This window comes from Blautia sp. LMAG:89, from assembly GCF_008679485.1.
Classification (GTDB): domain Bacteria; phylum Bacillota; class Clostridia; order Lachnospirales; family Lachnospiraceae; genus Blautia_A; species Blautia_A fusiformis.
Genome location: NZ_NANC01000004.1, coordinates 297,300 through 318,610, shown reverse-complemented (window position 1 = coordinate 318,610; position 21,311 = coordinate 297,300). Strand labels below are relative to the sequence as shown.

Genomic DNA, 21,311 nt, shown 5'->3' with positions numbered 1-21,311 from the left:
ATTCAGAAAAACAACATAAACTATAAGAAACCGTAAAGGCGTTGCAGAAATATGCAGCGCCTTTTTCCGGCAGTAATACCGGAAATGGAGTATATATGGAGGGATTTTTATGTGGGGATTTTTGTCAGCACTGATCTCAGGTGCACTGATGAGTATTCAAGGGATATTTAACACAAATGTAACAAAACAGACCAGTCTGTGGGTTTCAACCGGCTGGGTACAGTTTTCTGCATTTCTGGTCTGTGTGGCAGCATGGTTTTTCACAGGCAGAGAAAGTATCGGCATGCTGTGGCAGGTAGAGGCTAAATATAATTTACTCGGAGGAGTGATCGGTGCATTTATCACTATCACAGTGATCCGGAGTATGGGAAGTCTGGGGCCTGCGCGGGCGGTTATGCTTATTGTCATTTCTCAGCTTGCGGTGGCTTATCTTATAGAATTGCTGGGGATTTTCGGTGTGGAAAGAGCAGATTTTCAGTGGAGAAAGCTGTTGGGAATGCTGATCTGTATTGCAGGTGTGGTTATTTTCAAATGGAAATAGAAATAAAAGTATTGTAATATTTGTAATACTTCGTTAAAATAAGGTATGGTTTTGCATGAGTAACGGGGCACCTGCCGCCACATCGGCGGAAAGGAGTGAACCGCCTACCTATGAAAATAAGATCACATATCAGAAGTGTTCGGCTTGTTTTTTCCATATTTTTGTTACAGATCCTGGCAGGGCTGACAGGCTGTAAGGATGACGGAACAGAATTTCTGGAGAAAGAACTGGTGCAGGAAGAAAGTACGGAAGCATCCGGAATGGATGCAGAGCAGGAAGAACCGAAGGATACGGAAAGTGAAGTATCCGGGAAGGAATCCGCAGTGGCTGCGGCAGATATATCACAGAAGAAACAGAATGAGTCTGCGGAGGAACCGGCTCCGGAGGTTGAAAAACAGCTGCCGGAGATCTCAGACACCCCTCAGACCATTTATGTAGATATATGTGGAGCAGTGACCAGCCCGGGAGTCTATGAGCTTCCATATGGCAGCCGTGTTTTTCAGGCTATCGAGCAGGCTGGAGGATATCTTCCGGAAGCTGCGGCAAGCTATCTCAACCGTGCTAAGGGACTTTCCGATGGACAGCAGGTTTATGTGCCTACCCAGGCGGAGGTGGACAGCCAGCGGATCGCAGCTACCCAGGATGGATCGGAAGTCACAGCAGAAAACAGTACCGAAACGGCGAGCGGACAGAAATCCGCCGGAGAGGATTCCGGTGAAGCTGAGACTGCATCTTCCACAGAGCAGAAGATCGATCTGAACACCGCTGATGTATCCCAGCTTACTACTCTCACAGGTGTAGGGGAGTCCAAGGCCCTGGCGATCATCGCTTACAGGGAAGAGAACGGTCCCTTTACTTCAGCAGAGGATATCATGAATGTACCAGGTATCAAAGAAGGAACCTATGAGAAGATAAAGGATAAAATAGCAATAAAGTAAGGAGCGCTAAATGAGCAGGAAAGTATTGGTAGTAGATGATGAGAAACTGATTGTCAAGGGACTTCGCTTCAGTCTGGAGCAGGACGGAATGGAAGTGGACTGTGCCTATGACGGAGAGGAAGCACTGGAAAAAGCAAAAGCAGGAGAGTACGATATCATCCTTCTTGACCTGATGCTTCCAAAAATGGACGGTCTTGAGGTATGCCAGCAGATCCGTGAATTTTCCAATGTTCCGATCATCATGCTTACAGCAAAAGGAGAAGATATGGATAAGATCCTGGGTCTGGAATACGGAGCTGATGATTATGTCACCAAGCCTTTCAACATCCTGGAAGTCAAAGCCCGCATCAAGGCGATCATCCGCCGTGCAGGCAGCAAACAGGACAAGCAGGAGAAGGCCAAGACTGTGGAAGTCGGAGAACTGAAGCTGGACTGCGAAGGACGCCGCGTATTTATCTCCGGAAAAGAGATCAACCTCACAGCCAAGGAATTTGATGTGCTGGAGCTGCTGGTATTCAATCCGAACAAGGTATACAGCAGAGAAAATCTTCTGAATATCGTATGGGGCTATGAATATCCGGGAGATGTCCGTACCGTAGATGTACATATCCGCCGCCTGAGAGAAAAGATCGAGGCCAATCCCAGTGAGCCGAAATATGTACACACCAAATGGGGTGTGGGCTACTATTTCCAGGCATAACCTGTGAAGTTCAAAAAGAACGGCAAATTTTTCAAAAGTCTCCGCTTTCGTATTCTGATCATCCTGATCATACTGGGAATCGTACCGAGTGTCATCGTAACGGAAATGGTCATTGCCAACTATGAAGATCGTGCCATTGCCAACCGTGTGCAGAGCATGGAGAACATCTGTGACATCATGTGCGACCTGCTGATCAAGGAGAATTATCTGAATGACACCAGCTCTCAGACGGTGAACAGCAAGCTGGAATTACTGTCCAACAGCTATGGTGGCAGGATTCTCATTGTAGACAGGGATTTCAGGATCATCAAGGATACCTATGGCGTGGATGAGGGCAGGACTCTGGTTTCCCAGAAAGTATTGAACTGTTTTAAAGGAGAAGATGCCTACCAATATGATTCTGACAGCCAGAAGCTGATCCTGGCAGTTCCGGTAAAAAGTCCGGATGTAAAACAGGTGCAGGGTGCCATGATGATCATGGCATCTTCCAGTGAGGTGACAGCAACCATCCATGAACTGGAGCAGAAAGGGATTCTGATCATCGGTATCATTGTAGTGCTGGCCATTTTTCTGGGGTATATTCTTTCCACGATCCTGGTGAAGCCATTTGCCAGGGTAACGAAAGCAATCGAGGACCTTACAGACGGATATCAGAATGAGGAGATCTCGGTACCGGATTATACAGAGACAGCTTTGATCACAGATGCATTTAACAAGATGCTTTCCAGAATGAAGACGTTGGATGAATCCAGACAGGAGTTTGTATCCAATGTGTCTCATGAGCTGAAGACACCTATGACTTCAATGAAGGTTCTGGCGGATTCGCTGGTAGGACAGCAGGGGGTTCCGGAGGAACTGTATCAGGAATTTCTTTCTGATATCACAGAAGAGATTGACAGAGAGAACAAGATCATCACCGATCTGCTCTCCCTGGTAAAAATGGACAAAAAAGCAGCAGATATGAATATCCGTAATATGAATATCAATGAGCTGCTGGAGAATATCCTGAAGCGTCTCCGTCCTATTGCAGATCAGAGAAGGATTGACCTGATCCTGGATTCGTTCCGACCGGTAACCGCAGATGTGGATGAGGTGAAATTTACCCTTGCCATCAGTAACCTGGTCGAAAATGGTATCAAATACAATGTAGATGAGGGATGGGTCCGCGTAACACTGGATGCGGATCATAAGGATTTCTATGTGACGGTTGCAGATTCCGGCCTGGGAATACCGGAAGATTCCATTGAACGGATCTTTGAGCGTTTTTATCGTGTGGATAAATCCCATTCCAGAGAGATCGGCGGAACCGGTCTTGGACTTGCTATTACAAGAAGTTCTATAGCCATGCATCATGGGATCATCAAGGTATCCAGCAAAGAGGGCGAGGGAACCACATTTACCGTGAAGATCCCGCTGTCCTATATCCCGTCCTAGGAGGTACAGCATGAAAAAAACGATTTTGATCATCTGTGTGGCCGCTGCCTGCATCCTTTTTGGCCTGGTTGCTTTCATAGGGTTGTCGGGAAGAAATAAAAACGAAGAACAGCAGTATAGATTTTATTATATCAACAGCGATGAAACGAGACTGAAAGAAGAAAAATATACTCCGGAGAAGGAAACAACAGAAGTGATGCTGCGCAATTTTTCCGAGAGTCTGAATAACCGTGAGACCCGGGAAGACGGAATCTCACTTTTTCCGGATGGGGTAAAGATTTCTTCTTATTCTATACAGGATGGAGTCCTGAACGTAGAATTCAATGAGGCCTATGATAAAATGTCACGTACCAGAGAACTTCTGGTGCGGGCAGGTATAGTGAAGATCTTTTTACAGGTTCCAGGAGTGGATTCTGTGGAGATCTATGTGGGTAAAAAGCCGCTGACAGATACCAGGGGTGAAGAAGTGGGAGCCATGAACAACGACACCTTTGTGGAGTTTTCCGGGTCCGATGGGGATGTGTACAGCTATGACACCTTTACTCTGTATTTCACAAATAAAAACGGAGATAAACTGGTAGCGGAACAGAGAAGTGTCCGCTACAGACGAAATCTTCCGAAGGCTACGGTGGTTCTGGAGCAGCTTGCAAGAGGTCCGCTGGAAAAAGGACATTATCCTACAATACCGGAGAATTCAGAGGTACTTTCCCTGACGAGAGCAAACGGAATCTGCTATGTGGATTATAATTCCGTATTTCAGGATTATGCTCTGGATGTTTCGGAACAGATTGCCGTGTATTCGGTGGTAAATACGCTGATCGCGGCAACGGATGTGGACAAAGTTGAGATTTCCATCGAAGGAAACAAGGAAGTGACCTTTGGCCAGAATATGCAGCTTTATAAGTTCTATGAATGGAACGACAGCCTGCTGGCAGATACAAAGACCAAAAAAGAGCAGAAAAAATAAATACATTTCAAAATATCAGAAAAACGGGAGAACATTTATGGCGAAACGGCCGATGTGTCTTTTGTGTTTTCTTATGGTGCTGAGTCTTGGCACACTGGAGCTTATGGGGATTTCTCTGATCAGGGGGAATCCCCTTCCGTTAAATGTGCAGGAACAGATCGAAGCGCACCCTGGTTCCATGATCTGCGGGGAGGTGGAACAGTATGAAAACACAGAATTTTCCCAGTCTGTTTATCTGAAAAAAACATATCTTATCCATCAGTCAAAAAAATTTCCAATTGAAAATGTAAGAATATTTCTCAAAAAAGAAGAAGATCTGAAACCGGGAATGCGGATCCGGGTCAAGGGAACGCTGAAAAGAGTGGAAGGTCCTGCGAATCCGGGGGGCTTTGACAGCCAACAGTATTATGCTTGTCGTCATATTTATTATTTTATGAAGAACGCTGTGCTCCAAAAGAAAACAGCAGTGTATTCCGGCTACAGGCAGCTTCTTTTGGAGATAAAAGAAAGCTGCAGACAGATCCTGAAGGAAGCTGCAGGAAAAGATGCGCCTGTTTTTTGTGCCATAACGCTTGGAGACAAACAGGAACTGGATCCGGAAACACAGATGCGCTATCAGCTGGCCGGGATCATACATATCCTTGCCATCAGCGGACTTCATATCAGTATTCTGGGAATGGGGCTTTACAACCTTCTAAAGAAGATGGGACTGGGAATCTGGCCTGCCGGGATTTTTTCTCTGGGAGTGATGCTGCAGTATGGGATCATGACCGGAGGGAGTGTTTCCACCATGCGTGCAGTAACTATGTTTTTGATCGCCATGGGAGCCAGGATCACCGGACGGATCTATGATATGATGAGTGCTCTTTCCGTAACTGCCATGATGATCCTTGTGGAATCTCCGGCCTATCTCCTGGACAGCGGATTTCTTCTGTCCTTTGGCTGTGTTCTGGGAATGGGGCTCGCTACGGAAAAGATCTGTGCCCTTGCAGGAGCGGAGAAAAAATGGACAAAGGCACTGGTAAGTCCTATAGCTCTTCAGCTTGTGACTCTGCCGGTGATGCTGAAGTTTTTCGGAGAAGTCTCTATTGCCGGATTTATCCTGAATCTGTTGGTGCTTCCAAGTGTGGGGGTAGTGCTGACTGGAGGAATGGCGGCGCTGCTGCTGGGAATTCTCAGTATTCCTGCGGCAAAACTGGTAATCCTGCCGGCAAGGGTACTGCTGCTTTTTTATGAATATCTCTGCAGTCTGGCAGGAAAATCAGGATGGAGTACCTGGATCGGAGGGGAGCCGGAAATATGGCAGATCCTGGTATATTATGGCTTTTTGATCATAGTCCTGTTTATGGGACAGTATATAAAAGAACAGCTCCGGAAGAAAAAAGCAGTCAGTGAGGAAACGGAGCTAGCAGAGGAGCAGGCGGAAGCAGGTTGCCGGAAGCTATATGCTATCCGGATAACAGCCGGTATTTTTCTGGCAGTCGGAATCCTGATACTGGGATATCATCCGGCAGGAAGTCTGAAGGTGATCTGCCTGGATGTAGGACAAGGGGACGGTATTCTTGTGGAGACCCCGGAGGATCACCATTTTCTGATCGACGGAGGAAGCAGCAGCCAGTCGGAGCTTGGAAGATACTGCCTTTTGCCGGCATTGAAAAGTCAGGGGATTTCCTGGCTGGATGGGATTTTTATTTCTCATACAGATCAGGATCACATCAACGGTGTGAAGGAACTTCTGGAATATATGGGAAAAGGTCTTACAACCATCCGGGCCGGATATCTGATCCTGCCTGCCTGGGCGGAAAGACCAGATGCGTGGAGGGAGCTTGCAGAGGCAGCAAAAACAGCCGGAGTTAAGGTCATGACAGCAGGAAAAGGGGATGAATTGCCTTGCGGCAAAGTATCTTTTTCTGTTCTGTGGCCGGAGAAAAATGCCACAGGAAAAGATGTGAATGAGGAAGCTATGGTGATGGAGTTGTCTTTTGGAGATTTTCAGATGCTTTTTACCGGAGATATCGGTGCAGATACGGAGAAAAAGCTTCTGGCAGCCGGGGGGCTTGAGGATGTTGACTGTCTGAAGGTGGGACATCACGGTTCCCGTTATTCTACCACAGAAGCATTTCTTGAGAAAATAAAGCCGGAAGTGGCGATCATTTCCTGTTCGCTCACCAACACCTACGGACATCCGTCACCGGAAACCGTAGAGCGGCTTAAAGAGGCCGGAAGTCAGGTGGAATACACCATGAAAAACGGTGCTATTACCGTGGAAACAGATGGAAAAAAGCTTAAGATCGGAAGGTTCCGGAAGGATTGAGTTTTTTTTCAAAAATCGAAAAAAACGATGACTTTTGAACATGTTTGTTGTAAAATAGACAGGGTTTGTGCAAAAACAAAATACTGAAAATGTGCAATACAAGATAAGGAGTTTTTATTTATGAAATATGACGTACTGATCGTAGGAGCAGGTCCCGGTGGAATCTTTGCGGCCTATGAACTGATGAATAATGATCCGGAGAAAAAGATTGCGGTTTTTGAAGCTGGTCATCCTCTGGAAAAAAGAAAATGTCCCATCGACGGAAAGAAAGTAAAATCCTGTATCCATTGCAAAACCTGTGCGATCATGAAGGGATTTGGCGGTGCAGGCGCTTTCTCCGACGGGAAATATAATATCACCAATCAGTTTGGCGGAACTCTGTACCAGCATATCGGCAAGGATACAGCCACAGAGCTGATGGAATATGTAGATAAACTGAACCTGATGCATGGCGGTGAGGGAACCAAACTTTATTCTACCACAAACAGCGAGATTCGTAAGCTCTGCCTTCAGAACGGCCTGCATCTTCTGGATGCATCAGTCCGCCATCTGGGAACAGATATCAACTATGTGGTACTTCAGAACCTCTATGAAAAAATGAAAGACCATGTGGACTTCTATTTTGACGCATCTGTTGACAAAGTAGAAAAAACTGAAGACGGTTATGCAGTTTTTGTAGGAGATGAGCGTTACGAGGGAACTTACTGTATCATCTCCGCAGGACGAAGCGGAAGTAAATGGATGGAGACGGTATGTACAGAGCTTAAGATCCCGACTCTTTCCAACCGTGTGGACATTGGAGTCCGTGTGGAGCTTCCGGCGGAGGTTTTCAGCCGTCTGACAGATGAGCTTTATGAGAGCAAGATCGTTTACAGAACTGAGAAGTTTGAGGATATGGTTCGTACCTTCTGCATGAACCCGCGAGGTGTTGTCGTGAATGAAAATACCAACGGTATTATCACAGTAAACGGTCACAGCTACGAAGATCCGGCAAAGCATACCAACAATACAAACTTTGCCCTTCTGGTATCCAAGCATTTCTCAGAGCCGTTCCATGACAGCAACGGATACGGTGAGAGCATTGCAAGACTTTCCAATATGCTTGGCGGTGGTGTTATGGTACAGCGGTTTGGAGATCTGATTCGCGGAAGACGAAGCACAAAAGCCCGTATTGAGGAAAGTTTCGTAACACCTACACTTTCTGCGACACCGGGAGATTTAAGCCTTGTTATGCCGAAACGTATCCTGGATGGCATCATCGAGATGATCTATGCCCTGGACAAGATCGCACCGGGAACAGCGGATGACGATACTTTGCTTTACGGCGTGGAGGTTAAATTCTACAACATGGAGGTTGAGATCGACGAAAATCTGGAAACCTGCCACAAGGGTCTCTTTGTTATCGGAGACTGCAGCGGTGTGACACACTCTCTTTCCCATGCATCTGCCAGCGGAATCTACGTAGCCAGATACCTGGAGCAGGAGTATTTTAACAGATAAACTGCAAAGCAGTTTATCTGTTATGAGCAAGTAGCAAAGCGGATTGCGAATATCCAGTGTAAGACAGTCCTTTTCTGATATCAGAGTGATGACAGAAAGGGGCTGTTTTTTATGCAGGATGTGCATGAATATTGGAGAAAATATTCTGATAATAACTGACAGATACAGGGAGAAAACCGGTTACTGTTCACTGGTAATATTTCGCGAGGTGTTTTTTGTGAGCGAAGATCACAGAAAACCGTGAATCGTCTGACATCAATCTTGACAAATATGTGAGTTTGTGGTAAAAGTTAGATAACCAGATAAAAGAAAATATGTGCAAATGTTATAATGATAAGGTTGCATCCAGTCGGATGTGCAAAAGAGAATCCGGTGAGAATCCGGAACGATACCGTCACTGTGAAAGGGGAGCTGCTTTTATAACCACTGGGAGACCGGGAAGGGAAAGCAGCGTGGAACCAAGTCAGGAGAACTGCCTTATTGTGAGATCCAGGGATTCGCGGTTTACGAATCGGTATTCTCCATAACAATACAGAACTTCTTTTTATGTATTTGTATTGCGCAGAGAATCATGTGTGAGCAGGCGGCCGCAGAGAGCTGCTGTTTTTTTGTACATATCAGTATTCTGGAAATACATGAAAAGAGGACAATAAGAAATGAAAAGAAAAACAATGTTAGCTCTGATGCTCGCAGTTTCCATGACATGCTCTATGGGGGCAGCTACAACAGCAATGGCAGCAGAGGATTCTGCTACAGAAGAGAACGCTGAGGCAGCTGATACCACAGAGGCTTCTGATGCAGATCAGGAAGCAGCAGATAATGTAGCAGCTCTGATCGACAAGATCTATGTACAGGAAAGAAACGACACAACAGATGAGGACTGCAAGGCAGCCAAAGAAGCATGGGATGCTCTGACAGATGCTCAGAAAGAGCTGGTAGAGGGTGAGAATGCAGATCCGGATTATTTCGGACGTGACACAGGAGATGCTTCCAAGGACGATCCGCGTAACCAGGATGAGATCGGTGAGAATGAACTTCTTGTTGTAAGCTTTGGTACTTCCTTCAATGACAGCCGTGCAGAGGATGTCAAGGGAATCGAGGATGCTCTTGCAGAAGCTTATCCGGACTGGTCTGTAAGAAGAGCATTTACAGCACAGATCATCATCAACCATGTAGAGGCAAGAGATGATGAAGTGATCGATAACATGCAGCAGGCTCTTGACCGTGCAGTAGAGAATGGTGTTAAGAATCTGGTTGTACAGCCTACCCATCTGATGCATGGTGCTGAGTACGATGAGATGACAGAAGCGATCAATGGCTATAAAGATAAATTCGAGTCTGTAGCTATCGCAGAGCCAATGCTCGGTGAGGTTGGAGACGATGCAACTGTGATCAATGATGACAAGAAAGCCGTTGCTCAGGCGATCACAGATACGGCTTGCAAAGAGGCCGGATTTGACAGCATGGATGCAGCAGCTGAGGCTGGCACAGCATTCGTATTCATGGGACATGGAACATCCCATACAGCTAATATTACATACGATCAGATGCAGACACAGATGGAAAATCTTGGATTGAAGAACGCATTCATCGGTACTGTAGAAGGTAAGCCGGAAGATACAGCCTGCGACAAGGTTATCGAGAAAGTAAAAGAAGCAGGATACAAGAACGTTGTTCTTCGTCCGCTGATGGTTGTTGCCGGAGACCATGCAAATAACGATATGGCCGGTGATGATGAGGATTCCTGGAAGAGCCAGTTTGTAGCATCCGGAAACTTCGATAAGGTTGACTGCCAGATCGAGGGTCTTGGAAGAATCGAAGCAGTTGAGAAGCTTTATGTAGAGCATACAAAGGCAGCCATCGATTCTCTGGGAAGCACTGAGGAGTCCGCAGATTCTGATGCAGCAGCAGATACAGAGGCTGATTCTGCTGAGGAGTCCGCAGAATAATAAATATAAAAATATCTGAGTGAGTTCAGATACCTATAAGAAATCAATGTAACTGCCCGGAAAGATCAGGAAGACTGTTTTCCGGGCAGATTGCTGTATCTATGGAAGGGAGAAGATTATCATGAAAAAACGCTATGTAAACTTAATTCTTGCAATGGCAAGTGCATCAGTCCTGGTGCTGGGCTCTGTGCCTGCGATGGCAAAAACAGATGAAACAAAAACAGAGTCCGGTGAGGAAGCAGAAGCTTCCGAAGAAAAGGATACAGATGCAGCCAAAGCAGATACCCTGGAAGATGGCGTTTATACAGCAGAGTTTGAGACAGACAGTAGCATGTTTCATGTAAATGAGGCCAATGACAAAAAAGGAGAGCTCACGGTCAAAGATGGTAAAATGACCATCCACGTAAGTCTGGTTTCCAAGAAGATCGTTAACCTGTTTGCGGGAACTGCCGAGGATGCCCAGAAGGACGGAGCAGAGATCATTGAGCCGACCACAGATACAGTGAAGTACAGCGATGGTTATACAGAAGAAGTTTACGGATTTGATATCCCGGTACCGGCCATTGGTGAGGAATTTAACGTGGCGATCCTGGGAGAAAAAGGCAAATGGTACGACCATAAAGTCAGCGTAAAGGATCCTGTAAAAACCTCTGACGACAAAAAATCCGAAGGGAAAAAAACGGAAGAGCTGAAGCTGGAGGACGGAACCTATGAGACGGATGTAACCCTTACAGGCGGAACAGGAAGAGCATCTGTAGAATCTCCAGCTAAAGTAGAAATCAAGGACAAAGAAGCTACGGCAACCATCATCTGGAGCAGTCCGAATTATGATTACATGATCGTGGACGGCGAAAAATATGAGCCGGTGAACAAAGACGGAAACTCCACATTTGAGATCCCGGTCACAGTCTTTGACGCAGAAATGGAAGTGACTGCAGATACTGTAGCCATGAGTACTCCTCACGAGATTGAGTATACCCTGAATTTTGATTCTTCAAGCATGAAAAAGGAAGAAAAATGAAAAAAATAATTTCATACATATTTCTGACGCTGACCCTGATCCTGGGATGTGCTTTTGCAGTGCAGGCAGCAGAGACAGAACATAAGCCTGCGGATATTCCAGGCCTTACCTTTGACCACAGTATGGAGCTTTCCTACGCAAAGGAATTTAATGTGGATTACTACAACGATGGCTATGCGCTGCTCACCATTGATCAGGAAGGACAGTTTCTTGTAGTTCCCGAAGGCAAGAAAGCACCGGAGGGGCTGAATCCTGACATTGCGGTTCTGCAGCAGCCCATAAACAATATCTATCTGGTAGCAACCTCGGCCATGGATCTTTTCCGCGCTATCGACGGGATTGACAGCATCAAGCTTTCCGGAACCAAGGAAGACGGATGGTATATCCAGGAAGCAAAGGACGCCATGGAACAGAAAAAGATGATCTATGCCGGCAAGTACAATGCTCCGGATTACGAGCTGATCTTGAACGAGGGCTGTGACCTTGCCATTGAATCCACCATGATCCATCACAATCCGGAGGTACAGGAGAAGCTGGAGCAGTTCGGGATCCCTGTAATGGTAGAGCGTTCCAGCTATGAGAGTCATCCTCTTGGAAGGACCGAGTGGATGAAGCTTTACGCAGTTCTTCTGGGAAAAGAAGATGTAGCAGAAAAGGTTTTCAAAGAGCAGACGGACAAGCTGGATAAGGTTCTCACAGCAGATAAAACAGACAAGACCGTAGCGTTCTTTTATATCAACTCCGTAGGTGCGGTAAATATAAGAAAAAGCGGCGACTATGTTTCAGAAATGATCTCTCTCGCAGGAGGAAATTATGTTCCGGAGGATACGGGAGTAAATGACAATGCTCTTTCCACCATGAATATGCAGATGGAAGAGTTTTATGCCAAGGCGAAGGATGCAGACTATATCATCTATAACAGTACGATTGACGGGGAACTTAAGACCATTGATGAGCTTCTTTCCAAAAGTAAGCTTCTTGCAGATTTCAAGGCAGTGAAGAACGGAAATGTCTGGTGCACAGGCAAAAATCTCTTCCAGGAAACTACCGGACTTGGAACCATGATCGAGGATATCCACACCATGCTGACTACAGATGATGATTCTCTGGATGATCTGACCTATATGCATAAACTGAAATAAATTCCAGTGTTCGTTTTAACTCCTTTGCCGGTTTCCACCTGTGAGCAGGAAACGAAAGGACAGGATAACAAAACAGAAGAGGAGTGTACCAGAAAAAATGAATGACAGAAAACGCGCAGTCCGATACGGGATCTCTTTTGTGATCCTTGCGGTACTTTTGATCTTTTTATTTATATGGAATGTAAATTCCGGAAGTATCCACCTCTCTGTGAAGGAGATCCTGAATATCATATTCCGGCATCAGGGAGATGAAACTTCTTATAATATCGTCTGGGAGATCCGTCTTCCCAGGATACTGGCAGTGATCATCCTTGGTGGAGCACTTTCTGTTTCCGGATTTTTGCTGCAGACCTTTTTTAACAATCCTATCGCGGGACCCTTTGTACTGGGAATCTCTTCCGGTGCCAAGCTGATCGTGGCGCTTCTGATGATCTTTTTTTTAAGCAGATCGGTGTCCATCGGTTCCGGTGCCATGATCCTGGCTGCTTTTGCAGGCTCAATGATTTCCATGGGCTTTGTGCTCCTTGTGGCAAAAAAAGTCCACAACATGTCCATGCTGGTCATCAGTGGTGTTATGATCGGCTATATCTGTTCGGCCATCACAGACTTTGTGGTGACCTTTGCAGATGATTCCAATATAGTCAATCTTCACAATTGGTCATTGGGTAGCTTTTCCGGTATGACCTGGGGAAATGTGCAGACTATGGCTGTTGTGGTACTTCTTACTATGGTGATCGTATTTTTTATGTCAAAACCGATCAGCGCCTATCAGCTGGGGGAGACTTACGCGCAGAATATGGGAGTTAATATCAAAGCTTTCCGGATACTTCTGATCCTGCTTTCCAGTATTCTTTCTGCCTGTGTGACCGCTTTTGCAGGGCCGATCTCCTTCGTGGGGATCGCTGTGCCTCATATTGCAAAAAGTCTCCTGAAGACTGCCAAACCGCTGCTTGTGATCCCGGCCTGTTTTCTGGGCGGTGCAGTGTTCTGCCTGTTCTGTGATCTGATCGCAAGAACTGTATTTGCACCGACGGAGCTGAGCATCAGTTCTGTGACAGCAGTTTTCGGAGCACCGGTAGTTATCTATATCATGATTCACAGACAGCAGAGGATATAAACGATGAAATCATATTTTTTTTATACAGATCAGCTGACCGTAGGCTATGATGGAAAACCGCTGATCAAAGAAATCAATATTCAGCTGAATAAAGGAGAAATCCTGACACTGATCGGTCCCAACGGTGCCGGAAAATCTACTATTTTGAAGAGTATCACAAGACAGCTTTCCCTGATCAGCGGAACGGTATATCTGGAACAGGAACAGATGAGCCGGATGACCAACAGGGAAGTGTCAAAAAAACTGGCTGTAGTACTTACCGAGCGCATGCGACCGGAGCTTATGACCTGTGAGGATGTGGTATCCACCGGACGATATCCCTATACCGGAACTCTCGGGATCCTTTCCGCAGAGGACAAGGAAAAAGTTAAAAGTGCCATGGAGATGGTTCACGCCTGGGATCTGAAGGATCGGGATTTTACAGCCATCAGTGACGGACAGAGACAGCGTATCCTTCTGGCACGCGCCATCTGCCAGGAACCGGAGATCATTATCCTGGATGAACCGACCTCCTTCCTGGATATCCGGCATAAGCTGGAGCTTCTTGCCATTTTGAAGAAGATGGTATTGGAAAAACAGATGACGGTGATCATGTCCCTTCATGAGCTGGATCTTGCCCAGAAGATTTCTGACCAGGTGATCTGTGTTCATGGAGATCACATTGAGAAATATGGTGCACCGGAGGAAATCTTTACTTCCGATTATATTCGGAAGCTTTATGGCATCACCCGTGGAAGCTATAATGCAGAATTCGGCTGCGTGGAAATGGAACCTCCGGCCGGAAAACCGGAGGTGTTTGTGATCGGAGGAAATGGAAGTGGGATTCCGGTATATCGGAAGCTGCAGCGACAGGGGATTCCTTTTGTGACCGGAGTTCTCCATACCAATGATGCAGATTATCAGGTGGCAAAAGAACTGGCTGCAAAAGTGATCACGGAGAAGCCTTTTGAATGCATTTCGGAGTCTGCCTTTGAAGAAGCACTGGAGTTCATGGGAAAATGTGAAAAAGTGTACTGTCCGCTGAAGGATTTTGGTATCATGAATGAAAAAAACCGGGAATTGTTGAAAAAAGCAAAAGAAACCGGAAAATTAAACCAGATCAGATAAGTTCTCTGGGAAAATGAGAAAAGCAATAAAACGCTGTCAGAAATGAGTGATATAATTTCCGGCAGCGTTTTTTATATAATATAAATTACAAATATTTCAGCAGCTGTGTTATAATATGACAAGAACGACAGATCGTGAAGCGCTCGCATTCGTGGAGATGTAAGTAACGAAGAGGAATGTCCGCTTTACACCGCAAAAGTTAAGCAGATACAATCGATCCGAAAAAATATATGGAGGGAAGATCAATGAAAAAAAGAAACATGATCGCAGCTCTGCTCTGCAGTGCATGCCTTGTGGCAGGAAGTGTAAATCCCGTATTTGCAGATGCATCGAAGGTAGTAACACTTGGAGCAGATCTTACGGATGCTCAGAAGCAGACAATGATGAAATATTTTAATGTAAGTTCCGATCAGGTGCAGGTGATGACCATTACAAATGAGGATGAGCATAAACACCTGGATAATATCGCACCACAGTCCCAGATCGGTTCCAGAACTTTGAGCTGTGCCTATGTGAAGCCTACACAGTCCGGCGGGATCAAGGTCCGCACAGCAAATCTGAACTGGGTGACAGGTAATATGATCGCAACGACACTTTCCACATCCGGTGTGAAGAACTGTGAAGTAGTTGCTGCCTGCCCGATGGAAGTATCCGGAACAGGTGCACTTACCGGTATCCAGATGGCATATGAGAAGGCCAGCGGAGAGAAGCTGGATGAGACCAAGACGAAGCTTGCCAACCAGGAGATCGTAACCACTGGTGAGCTTGCAGATAAGGTTGGTAAAAATGAGGCGACAACAGTTGTAAACCAGTCCAAGATGGATGTGATCCAGAACGGAGTACAGAATGCAGATGAGATCCAGAATATTGTTATCAATGTGGCTGAGCAGAACAATATTTCCGTAAGCCAGGACGATATTGACAGGATCGTGTCTCTTCTGAAGCAGATCTCACAGCAGGATTACAATTATGATGATGTGAAGGAAACACTGGAGCAGGTAGATGCCAATACCACAGGCCAGACCTCTTCCTCTGATGATACGCTGGATGGCGAGAGCAGTGATGAAACCGTAGATGTGGATGCAGATTCTTCTGATGATATCGTCAACAATGTAAATGACAGCATTCTTGGTGACGATGTGATCCAGAGCTCCACAGAGGATCCGGGTCTTGAGGAAGAAACAGGAGCAGATTCTCAGGATACAAGCAATGAGACCGGAATCCCGGATGCTACCGACGACGGAACCTATAGCAATGAGGAAAGCTCGGATGAAAGCAGCACAGACGAAAGTACCTCTGATGAGAGCAGTACAGAGGATAGTGCATCCGACGAGAGCAGTACAGACGAAAGTGCTTCTGACGAGAACAGCACAGATGAAAGCGCTTCTGATGAGGCTGCATCCGATGAGACCGGAATCCCGGAGGCAACAGAAGATACAGAATCTTCAGAAAGTACAGAGGGCTCAGACCAGGCAGACAGTGCAGAAAACGATACTTCCGTGCTCAGCGAAGAAGCAAAGAACAATTATGACAAATTTGTCCTCTTTGTAAAAGGCGAGTATGAGGGAGATGCAGATTCCCTTCTCGCTGCAACGGAGGATACAGAGGCAGTGGCAACGGTAACACTGGATGAGCAGACAGCGAAGAGTGTGGCAGAAACTGTTGAGAAGGATTATTATGATATCCTGAAGGATGGTACAGAATCCTATGAGGCAGATGGTACAGAGAAATATCAGAGTACAGAGCTGAATATGATGGATCAGAAGCTGAAGAAGCTGTTCGGTATTGACAGTTCCCAGGAGGACACAGATGCCACAGACGTGACAGCTACTATTCTTGCAGATGTTCCCCAGGAAGATAAGCAGACACTTTATAAAGAAACCATGAAATATCTGGCAGGTCTTTACGGCGAGAATACGGACGCTTCTGAGGAATCCGCAGCAGAATAAAAGATCAGCAGAAAAAGAGATGAATACGCCGCAGCAGAGAAAACAACCTCTGCTGCGGTATTTTTTGTCGTGCCGGAAAGATATCATGAAAATTTTGTGATTTACGACAAGGATTTGTGTAAGCACTGGAAAAATGGATTTTTCTGTGATAAAATTGACCGTAAATCGGTTTTGTGGACTCATACATCGCAAACCGTGACAGGGAAACGAGAAAGGGAAAAGGTAGAATTTATGAGCCTGGCAGTAGTAACATTAAAAAAAGGCGAAGGCAGATTCCTGAAATCAGGAGGCCTCTGGGTATATGACAATGAGATCGCAAGCATCATGGGAAGTTTTGTGAACGGAGATATCGTTCTGGTCCGGGACTTTGACGGATATCCGATGGGAAGAGGATTTATCAACACCAATTCCAAGATCACAGTCCGTATGCTTACCAGAGATGAGCGTACAGAGATCAGTCCGGAATTTTTGAAACAACGTGTCCGCGACGCATGGGAGTATCGTAAGAAGGTAGTAGATACCGGAAGCTGCCGTGTGATCTTCGGAGAAGCAGACTTTCTTCCGGGTCTTGTTGTGGATAAGTTTTCAGATGTGCTTGTTGTACAGTCTCTTGCACTGGGAATCGACCGTCTTAAAGAAACGATCATAGATGCACTGAAGGAAGTTCTTGCTGAGGATGGGATCCGGATCCGTGGAGTCTATGAGCGAAGTGATGCAAAGGTACGCCGCCAGGAAGGAATGGAACTTACCAAGGGATTTATCGGAGAAGAATTTCCGACACTTGTTCAGATTGAAGAGAACGGTGTGAAATATGAAGTAGATATCAGGGACGGGCAGAAGACCGGATTTTTCCTGGATCAGAAATATAACCGTCTTGCTATCCAGAAGCTCTGCAAGGGGGCGAAGGTTCTGGACTGCTTTACACATACCGGCTCTTTTGCCCTGAATGCGGGAATTGCAGGGGCACAGAGTGTTCTTGGTGTGGATGCGTCGGAAACTGCAGTTCTGCAGGCAAGACGAAACGCCAGTCTGAACGGCCTGGACGGAACAGTGAAATTTCTCTGTGAGGATGTTTTTGAGCTTCTTCCCGAGCTTGAGGAGAAGGGAGAGAAATTTGATGTTGTGGTACTGGATCCTCCGGCATTTACGAAATCCAGAAGCTCTGTAAAAAATGCCATCAAGGGATACCGTGAGATCAATCTCCGTGCAATGCGTCTTGTAAAGGACGGCGGATTTCTGGCAACCTGTTCCTGCTCTCATTTTATGACATATGAGCTGTTTACACAGACCATCGGTCAGGCAGCGAAGAATGTCCATAAGAGACTGCGCCAGGTAGAGTACCGTACACAGGCACCGGATCATCCGATCCTCTGGTCAGCTGACGAATCCTATTATCTGAAATTCTACATTTTCCAGGTATGCAATGACCGTTAGGAACTGCCTCCGGATTTTTTACGGAAATTTTTTGGCAGTGCCGTATGGCAGTGAAAAGGAGATGCAGATCATATGAGAGACAAATTCAATAAATTTATGCAGGGACGTTATGGAGTGGATGATCTTTCCAGGTTTACCATGGGAACTGCACTGGTTCTGATCATTCTGGCAATGTTTGCCAATATATTCAGCAGAACTGCCGGCAGCACTCTTGACATTCTCGGGGTCGCAGCAATCGTATATGCATATATACGTATTTTTTCCAGAAATATCCAGCAGCGTTATGCCGAAAATCAGAAATTCCTTCAGATGACGTCAAAGTTCCGTTTTCGCTTTAATAAAGAAAAGGATCTGATGAAGCAGAGAAAGACCCATCACATCTACAGCTGTCCGGGCTGCGGACAGAAGATACGTATTCCAAAGGGAAAGGGCAAGATCGAGATCGAATGTCCGAAATGCCATACAAAATTCGTAAAAAGGAGCTGACATGTTCGGATATGTGACCGTTAATAAACCGGAAATAAAATTCAAGGATTTTGATGTGTACCGTTCTTTTTACTGCGGCCTTTGCAGAGAACTTCGGGAGAGATACGGGATACCGGGACAGATCTCACTGACTTATGATATGACATTTGTGGTCCTTCTTTTAAGCGGCCTTTATGAGCCGCCAACGAAGAAGGGAACCTCCAGGTGTGTGGTCCATCCGCTGAAGCCCCAGCCGGTACGTAAAAATACAGTAACTGAGTACTGTGCGGATATGAATGTGATCCTTACCTATTACAAATGTATGGATGACTGGCAGGATGAACACAAACCACTGCGCTATGCATATGCAGGAATTCTGAAGAATTGCGGAAATATGCATATGTCCGCTTATCCGGCGAAGATCCAAAGAATCCGAAACGCGCTGGAGGAGCTTTCTTCCTTGGAAAAACAGGGGGAAACCGATGTGGACCGTGTAGCCGGGTGTTCCGGACGTATTATGGAAGAGATTCTGGCCTTCCGTAAGGATGTCTGGGAATCGTCCCTGCGCCGTCTGGGATTTTATCTCGGAAAATTTATCTACATCCTGGATGCTTATGACGATGTGGAAAAAGATGCAGAAAACGGAAATTACAATCCTTTCCTTGAAAAATATAAGATAGAAGGGTTCGAGGAAGAGGTACGTCGGCTTCTTATGATGATGCTTGCAGAATGCTGCAGAGAATTTGAAAAGCTGCCGATCCTCCGATACGGAGATATCCTTCGAAATATTTTATATTCCGGCGTCTGGTGCCGCTTTGCGGCGATCGGACAGAAGCGCAGGGAAGAACGGGAGAAAGAGAAAAAATGTTAGATCCATACAGCGTGCTGGGAGTTCCCAGAAACGCATCTGATGATGAAATAAAAAAGGCATACCGGAAGCTGAGCCGAAAGTATCACCCGGATGCCAATATCAATAATCCGAATAAGGATCAGGCCGAAGAAAAATTCAAAGAAGTGCAGCAGGCTTACGAGCAGATCATGAAAGAGCGTGAGTACGGAAGCAGTTCCCAGAATGGTTATGGCAGCTACGGAAATTACGGTGGTTTTGGAAATTACGGAAATGCCGGTTCCAGTGCCTATCAGGATGAGGAAAGTATGCGCAGAAGGGCGGCTGCCAATTATGTGCAGAGCGGTCATTTTCAGGAAGCTATGAATGTACTGGATTCTCTTGGTCAGAAAAATGGGGAATGGTATTACCTGGCTGCTATGGCAAATATGGGAATGGGAAATAATGTAACAGCTCTGGATCAGATCCGTGAAGCAGTCCGTCAGGAACCGGATAATATGCAGTACCGTATGCTGCTCCAGAGAATGGAAGGCGGTGGCGGCTGGTATCAGCAGCGGCAGGATCCCTTTGGGGGAATGCCGACTGCAGGAGGAGATATGTGTGATGCCTGCTGCAGGACCATGGCCTGTTTCATGTGCTGGCCGGGCGGCTTTTTCTGCTGCTGATGCAGGAAAAAGGTCTGTCATCGATGTCCTGAAACTGAGATCGGGGATATCATAAGGCAGCATATCCATATGTTTGTAAGGCGGATCCTGCAGATCCGTTTTGCGATATAGATCGCAGAAGGCTTTTTCTGACAGAAATTCACAATGCTGTCCGGAAAATGTCATACTGCAGAGAAAAAGAGGAGGAAATCGTTATGAGTATAAGAATTGGTATTTTAGGTTACGGAAACCTGGGACGCGGCGTGGAGTGCGCCATCAAGCATAATCCGGATACAGAGCTGGTTGCAGTATTTACCAGACGTGATCCAGAGACTGTAAAGATCCTTACAGAGACCGCAAAGGTTTATTCTGTAAAAGATGCGGAGAAGCTGAAGGATGAGATCGATGTCCTGATCATCTGTGGAGGAAGTGCTACAGATCTTCCTGTTCAGACACCGGAGTATGTAAAATATTTCAATGTTGTGGACAGCTTTGATACACATAAGAAAATCCCGGAGCATTTTGCAAATGTTGACAAGGCAGCAACAGAGAGTGGACATGTAGGAATCATTTCCGTAGGCTGGGATCCCGGAATGTTTTCTCTGAACCGTATGTATGCAAATGCGATCCTTACAAATGGAAACGACTACACATTCTGGGGCAAGGGTGTCAGCCAGGGACATTCTGATGCAGTCCGCCGCATCAAAGGCGTAAAGGATGCAAAGCAGTACACCATTCCGGTAGAAGCTGCACTTGAGGCAGTAAGAAACGGAGAGAATCCGGAGCTTACCACACGTCAGAAACATACAAGAGAGTGCTTCGTAGTTGCTGAGGAGGGTGCTGATCTTGCACGTATCGAGGAAGAGATCAAGACCATGCCGAATTACTTTGACGAGTATGATACAACGGTACATTTCATTTCTCAGGAAGAGCTGGATCGTGACCACAGCGGTATTCCACACGGCGGTTTTGTGATCCGCAGTGGAAAAACAGGCTGGAACAATGAGAACAGCCATGTGATCGAGTACAGCCTGAAGCTGGATTCCAATCCTGAGTTCACATCTTCTGTGATCGTTGCCTATGCAAGAGCTGCATACCGTATGAATCAGGAAGGACAGAAGGGTTGCAAGACAGTATTTGATGTTGCACCTGCATATTTAAGTGCCCTTGACGGAGCAGAGCTTCGCAAAAAATTTCTGTAAGGATCTGTAACAGATCTGTAACAGGCAGGAGTAAAACTGC

At 46.1% G+C, this 21,311-nt stretch carries 18 protein-coding genes and 1 riboswitch; all 18 genes read left to right on the top strand.

Annotated features, from left to right (window positions below; all coding sequences use genetic code 11):
* Positions 1 to 109 precede the first annotated feature (109 nt).
* The 18 genes from CCC70_RS05510 to CCC70_RS05425 all read left to right on the top strand — a co-directional run bounded on the left by CCC70_RS05510 (position 110) and on the right by CCC70_RS05425 (position 21,271).
* Positions 110 to 541, top strand: a complete 432-nt coding sequence (locus CCC70_RS05510; RefSeq protein WP_287084414.1) for a DMT family transporter — start codon at positions 110 to 112, stop codon at positions 539 to 541.
* Positions 542 to 651: 110 nt separating this feature from the next.
* On the top strand, positions 652 to 1,479 hold the full coding sequence (locus tag CCC70_RS05505) for a helix-hairpin-helix domain-containing protein (protein WP_161209780.1): 828 nt from the start codon (positions 652 to 654) through the stop codon (positions 1,477 to 1,479).
* Between the two features lie 10 nt (positions 1,480 to 1,489).
* Positions 1,490 to 2,179 carry a response regulator transcription factor gene (locus CCC70_RS05500; protein WP_015525979.1) on the top strand — a complete coding sequence of 230 codons (690 nt, stop codon included), beginning with the start codon at positions 1,490 to 1,492 and terminating at the stop codon, positions 2,177 to 2,179.
* A 3-nt stretch (positions 2,180 to 2,182) separates the two neighbouring features.
* Positions 2,183 to 3,613: a sensor histidine kinase gene (locus CCC70_RS05495; protein WP_021651567.1), complete on the top strand. Its 1,431-nt coding sequence runs from the start codon at positions 2,183 to 2,185 to the stop codon at positions 3,611 to 3,613.
* 10 nt (positions 3,614 to 3,623) lie between these two features.
* A complete protein-coding gene (locus CCC70_RS05490; protein ID WP_173775971.1) occupies positions 3,624 to 4,580 on the top strand; it encodes a GerMN domain-containing protein in 957 nt (318 codons plus the stop codon).
* A gap of 37 nt (positions 4,581 to 4,617) precedes the next feature.
* On the top strand, positions 4,618 to 6,894 hold the full coding sequence (locus CCC70_RS05485) for a DNA internalization-related competence protein ComEC/Rec2 (RefSeq protein WP_287084413.1): 2,277 nt from the start codon (positions 4,618 to 4,620) through the stop codon (positions 6,892 to 6,894).
* Positions 6,895 to 7,014: 120 nt separating this feature from the next.
* A complete protein-coding gene (locus tag CCC70_RS05480) occupies positions 7,015 to 8,394 on the top strand; it encodes an NAD(P)/FAD-dependent oxidoreductase (protein ID WP_110103334.1) in 1,380 nt (459 codons plus the stop codon).
* Positions 8,395 to 8,713: 319 nt separating this feature from the next.
* Positions 8,714 to 8,888, top strand: a riboswitch (cobalamin riboswitch).
* 162 nt (positions 8,889 to 9,050) lie between these two features.
* Entirely contained in the window at positions 9,051 to 10,343 is a 1,293-nt protein-coding gene (locus CCC70_RS05475; protein WP_118608089.1) for a sirohydrochlorin cobaltochelatase, read from the top strand.
* A gap of 121 nt (positions 10,344 to 10,464) precedes the next feature.
* A complete protein-coding gene (locus tag CCC70_RS05470) occupies positions 10,465 to 11,364 on the top strand; it encodes a hypothetical protein (RefSeq protein WP_287084412.1) in 900 nt (299 codons plus the stop codon).
* Positions 11,361 to 12,506, top strand: coding sequence for an ABC transporter substrate-binding protein (locus CCC70_RS05465; RefSeq protein ID WP_287084411.1), 1,146 nt, complete (start codon positions 11,361 to 11,363; stop codon positions 12,504 to 12,506). The genes CCC70_RS05470 and CCC70_RS05465 overlap by 4 nt, the downstream gene beginning before the upstream one ends.
* Positions 12,507 to 12,603: 97 nt before the next feature.
* Positions 12,604 to 13,623, top strand: coding sequence for a FecCD family ABC transporter permease (locus CCC70_RS05460; protein WP_118608086.1), 1,020 nt, complete (start codon positions 12,604 to 12,606; stop codon positions 13,621 to 13,623).
* Between the two features lie 3 nt (positions 13,624 to 13,626).
* Entirely contained in the window at positions 13,627 to 14,730 is a 1,104-nt protein-coding gene (locus CCC70_RS05455; RefSeq protein ID WP_059086806.1) for an ABC transporter ATP-binding protein, read from the top strand.
* A gap of 245 nt (positions 14,731 to 14,975) precedes the next feature.
* Entirely contained in the window at positions 14,976 to 16,679 is a 1,704-nt protein-coding gene (locus CCC70_RS05450; protein ID WP_287084410.1) for a DUF1002 domain-containing protein, read from the top strand.
* A 231-nt stretch (positions 16,680 to 16,910) separates the two neighbouring features.
* The gene (locus CCC70_RS05445) at positions 16,911 to 18,113 is read left to right on the top strand and encodes a class I SAM-dependent rRNA methyltransferase (protein ID WP_015525970.1); all 1,203 of its coding nucleotides are present in this window, start codon (positions 16,911 to 16,913) and stop codon (positions 18,111 to 18,113) included.
* A 72-nt stretch (positions 18,114 to 18,185) separates the two neighbouring features.
* Positions 18,186 to 18,599, top strand: a complete 414-nt coding sequence (locus CCC70_RS05440; protein ID WP_118608084.1) for a hypothetical protein — start codon at positions 18,186 to 18,188, stop codon at positions 18,597 to 18,599.
* A gap of 1 nt (position 18,600) precedes the next feature.
* Complete coding sequence (locus CCC70_RS05435; RefSeq protein WP_118608083.1) at positions 18,601 to 19,449, top strand: DUF5685 family protein; 849 nt, start codon at positions 18,601 to 18,603, stop codon at positions 19,447 to 19,449.
* Complete coding sequence (locus CCC70_RS05430; protein ID WP_114002793.1) at positions 19,443 to 20,090, top strand: J domain-containing protein; 648 nt, start codon at positions 19,443 to 19,445, stop codon at positions 20,088 to 20,090. Before CCC70_RS05435 ends, CCC70_RS05430 begins: the two co-directional genes overlap by 7 nt.
* A 194-nt stretch (positions 20,091 to 20,284) precedes the next feature.
* A complete protein-coding gene (locus tag CCC70_RS05425; protein WP_110104065.1) occupies positions 20,285 to 21,271 on the top strand; it encodes a diaminopimelate dehydrogenase in 987 nt (328 codons plus the stop codon).
* Positions 21,272 to 21,311 lie beyond the last annotated feature (40 nt).

Bases quoted from the DNA above. Each gene is read 5' to 3' on its own strand.
- CCC70_RS05485 (WP_287084413.1), top strand. From the start codon at position 4,618: ATGGCGAAACGGCCGATGTGTCTTTTGTGTTTTCTTATGGTGCTGAGT.
- CCC70_RS05435 (WP_118608083.1), top strand. From the start codon at position 18,601: ATGTTCGGATATGTGACCGTTAATAAACCGGAAATAAAATTCAAGGAT.
- CCC70_RS05465 (WP_287084411.1), top strand. From the start codon at position 11,361: ATGAAAAAAATAATTTCATACATATTTCTGACGCTGACCCTGATCCTG.
- CCC70_RS05440 (WP_118608084.1), top strand. From the start codon at position 18,186: ATGAGAGACAAATTCAATAAATTTATGCAGGGACGTTATGGAGTGGAT.
- CCC70_RS05425 (WP_110104065.1), top strand. From the start codon at position 20,285: ATGAGTATAAGAATTGGTATTTTAGGTTACGGAAACCTGGGACGCGGC.
- CCC70_RS05460 (WP_118608086.1), top strand. From the start codon at position 12,604: ATGAATGACAGAAAACGCGCAGTCCGATACGGGATCTCTTTTGTGATC.
- CCC70_RS05505 (WP_161209780.1), top strand. From the start codon at position 652: ATGAAAATAAGATCACATATCAGAAGTGTTCGGCTTGTTTTTTCCATA.
- CCC70_RS05445 (WP_015525970.1), top strand. From the start codon at position 16,911: ATGAGCCTGGCAGTAGTAACATTAAAAAAAGGCGAAGGCAGATTCCTG.
- CCC70_RS05500 (WP_015525979.1), top strand. From the start codon at position 1,490: ATGAGCAGGAAAGTATTGGTAGTAGATGATGAGAAACTGATTGTCAAG.
- CCC70_RS05475 (WP_118608089.1), top strand. From the start codon at position 9,051: ATGAAAAGAAAAACAATGTTAGCTCTGATGCTCGCAGTTTCCATGACA.
- CCC70_RS05490 (WP_173775971.1), top strand. From the start codon at position 3,624: ATGAAAAAAACGATTTTGATCATCTGTGTGGCCGCTGCCTGCATCCTT.
- CCC70_RS05450 (WP_287084410.1), top strand. From the start codon at position 14,976: ATGAAAAAAAGAAACATGATCGCAGCTCTGCTCTGCAGTGCATGCCTT.
- CCC70_RS05510 (WP_287084414.1), top strand. From the start codon at position 110: ATGTGGGGATTTTTGTCAGCACTGATCTCAGGTGCACTGATGAGTATT.
- CCC70_RS05455 (WP_059086806.1), top strand. From the start codon at position 13,627: ATGAAATCATATTTTTTTTATACAGATCAGCTGACCGTAGGCTATGAT.
- CCC70_RS05480 (WP_110103334.1), top strand. From the start codon at position 7,015: ATGAAATATGACGTACTGATCGTAGGAGCAGGTCCCGGTGGAATCTTT.
- CCC70_RS05430 (WP_114002793.1), top strand. From the start codon at position 19,443: ATGTTAGATCCATACAGCGTGCTGGGAGTTCCCAGAAACGCATCTGAT.
- CCC70_RS05470 (WP_287084412.1), top strand. From the start codon at position 10,465: ATGAAAAAACGCTATGTAAACTTAATTCTTGCAATGGCAAGTGCATCA.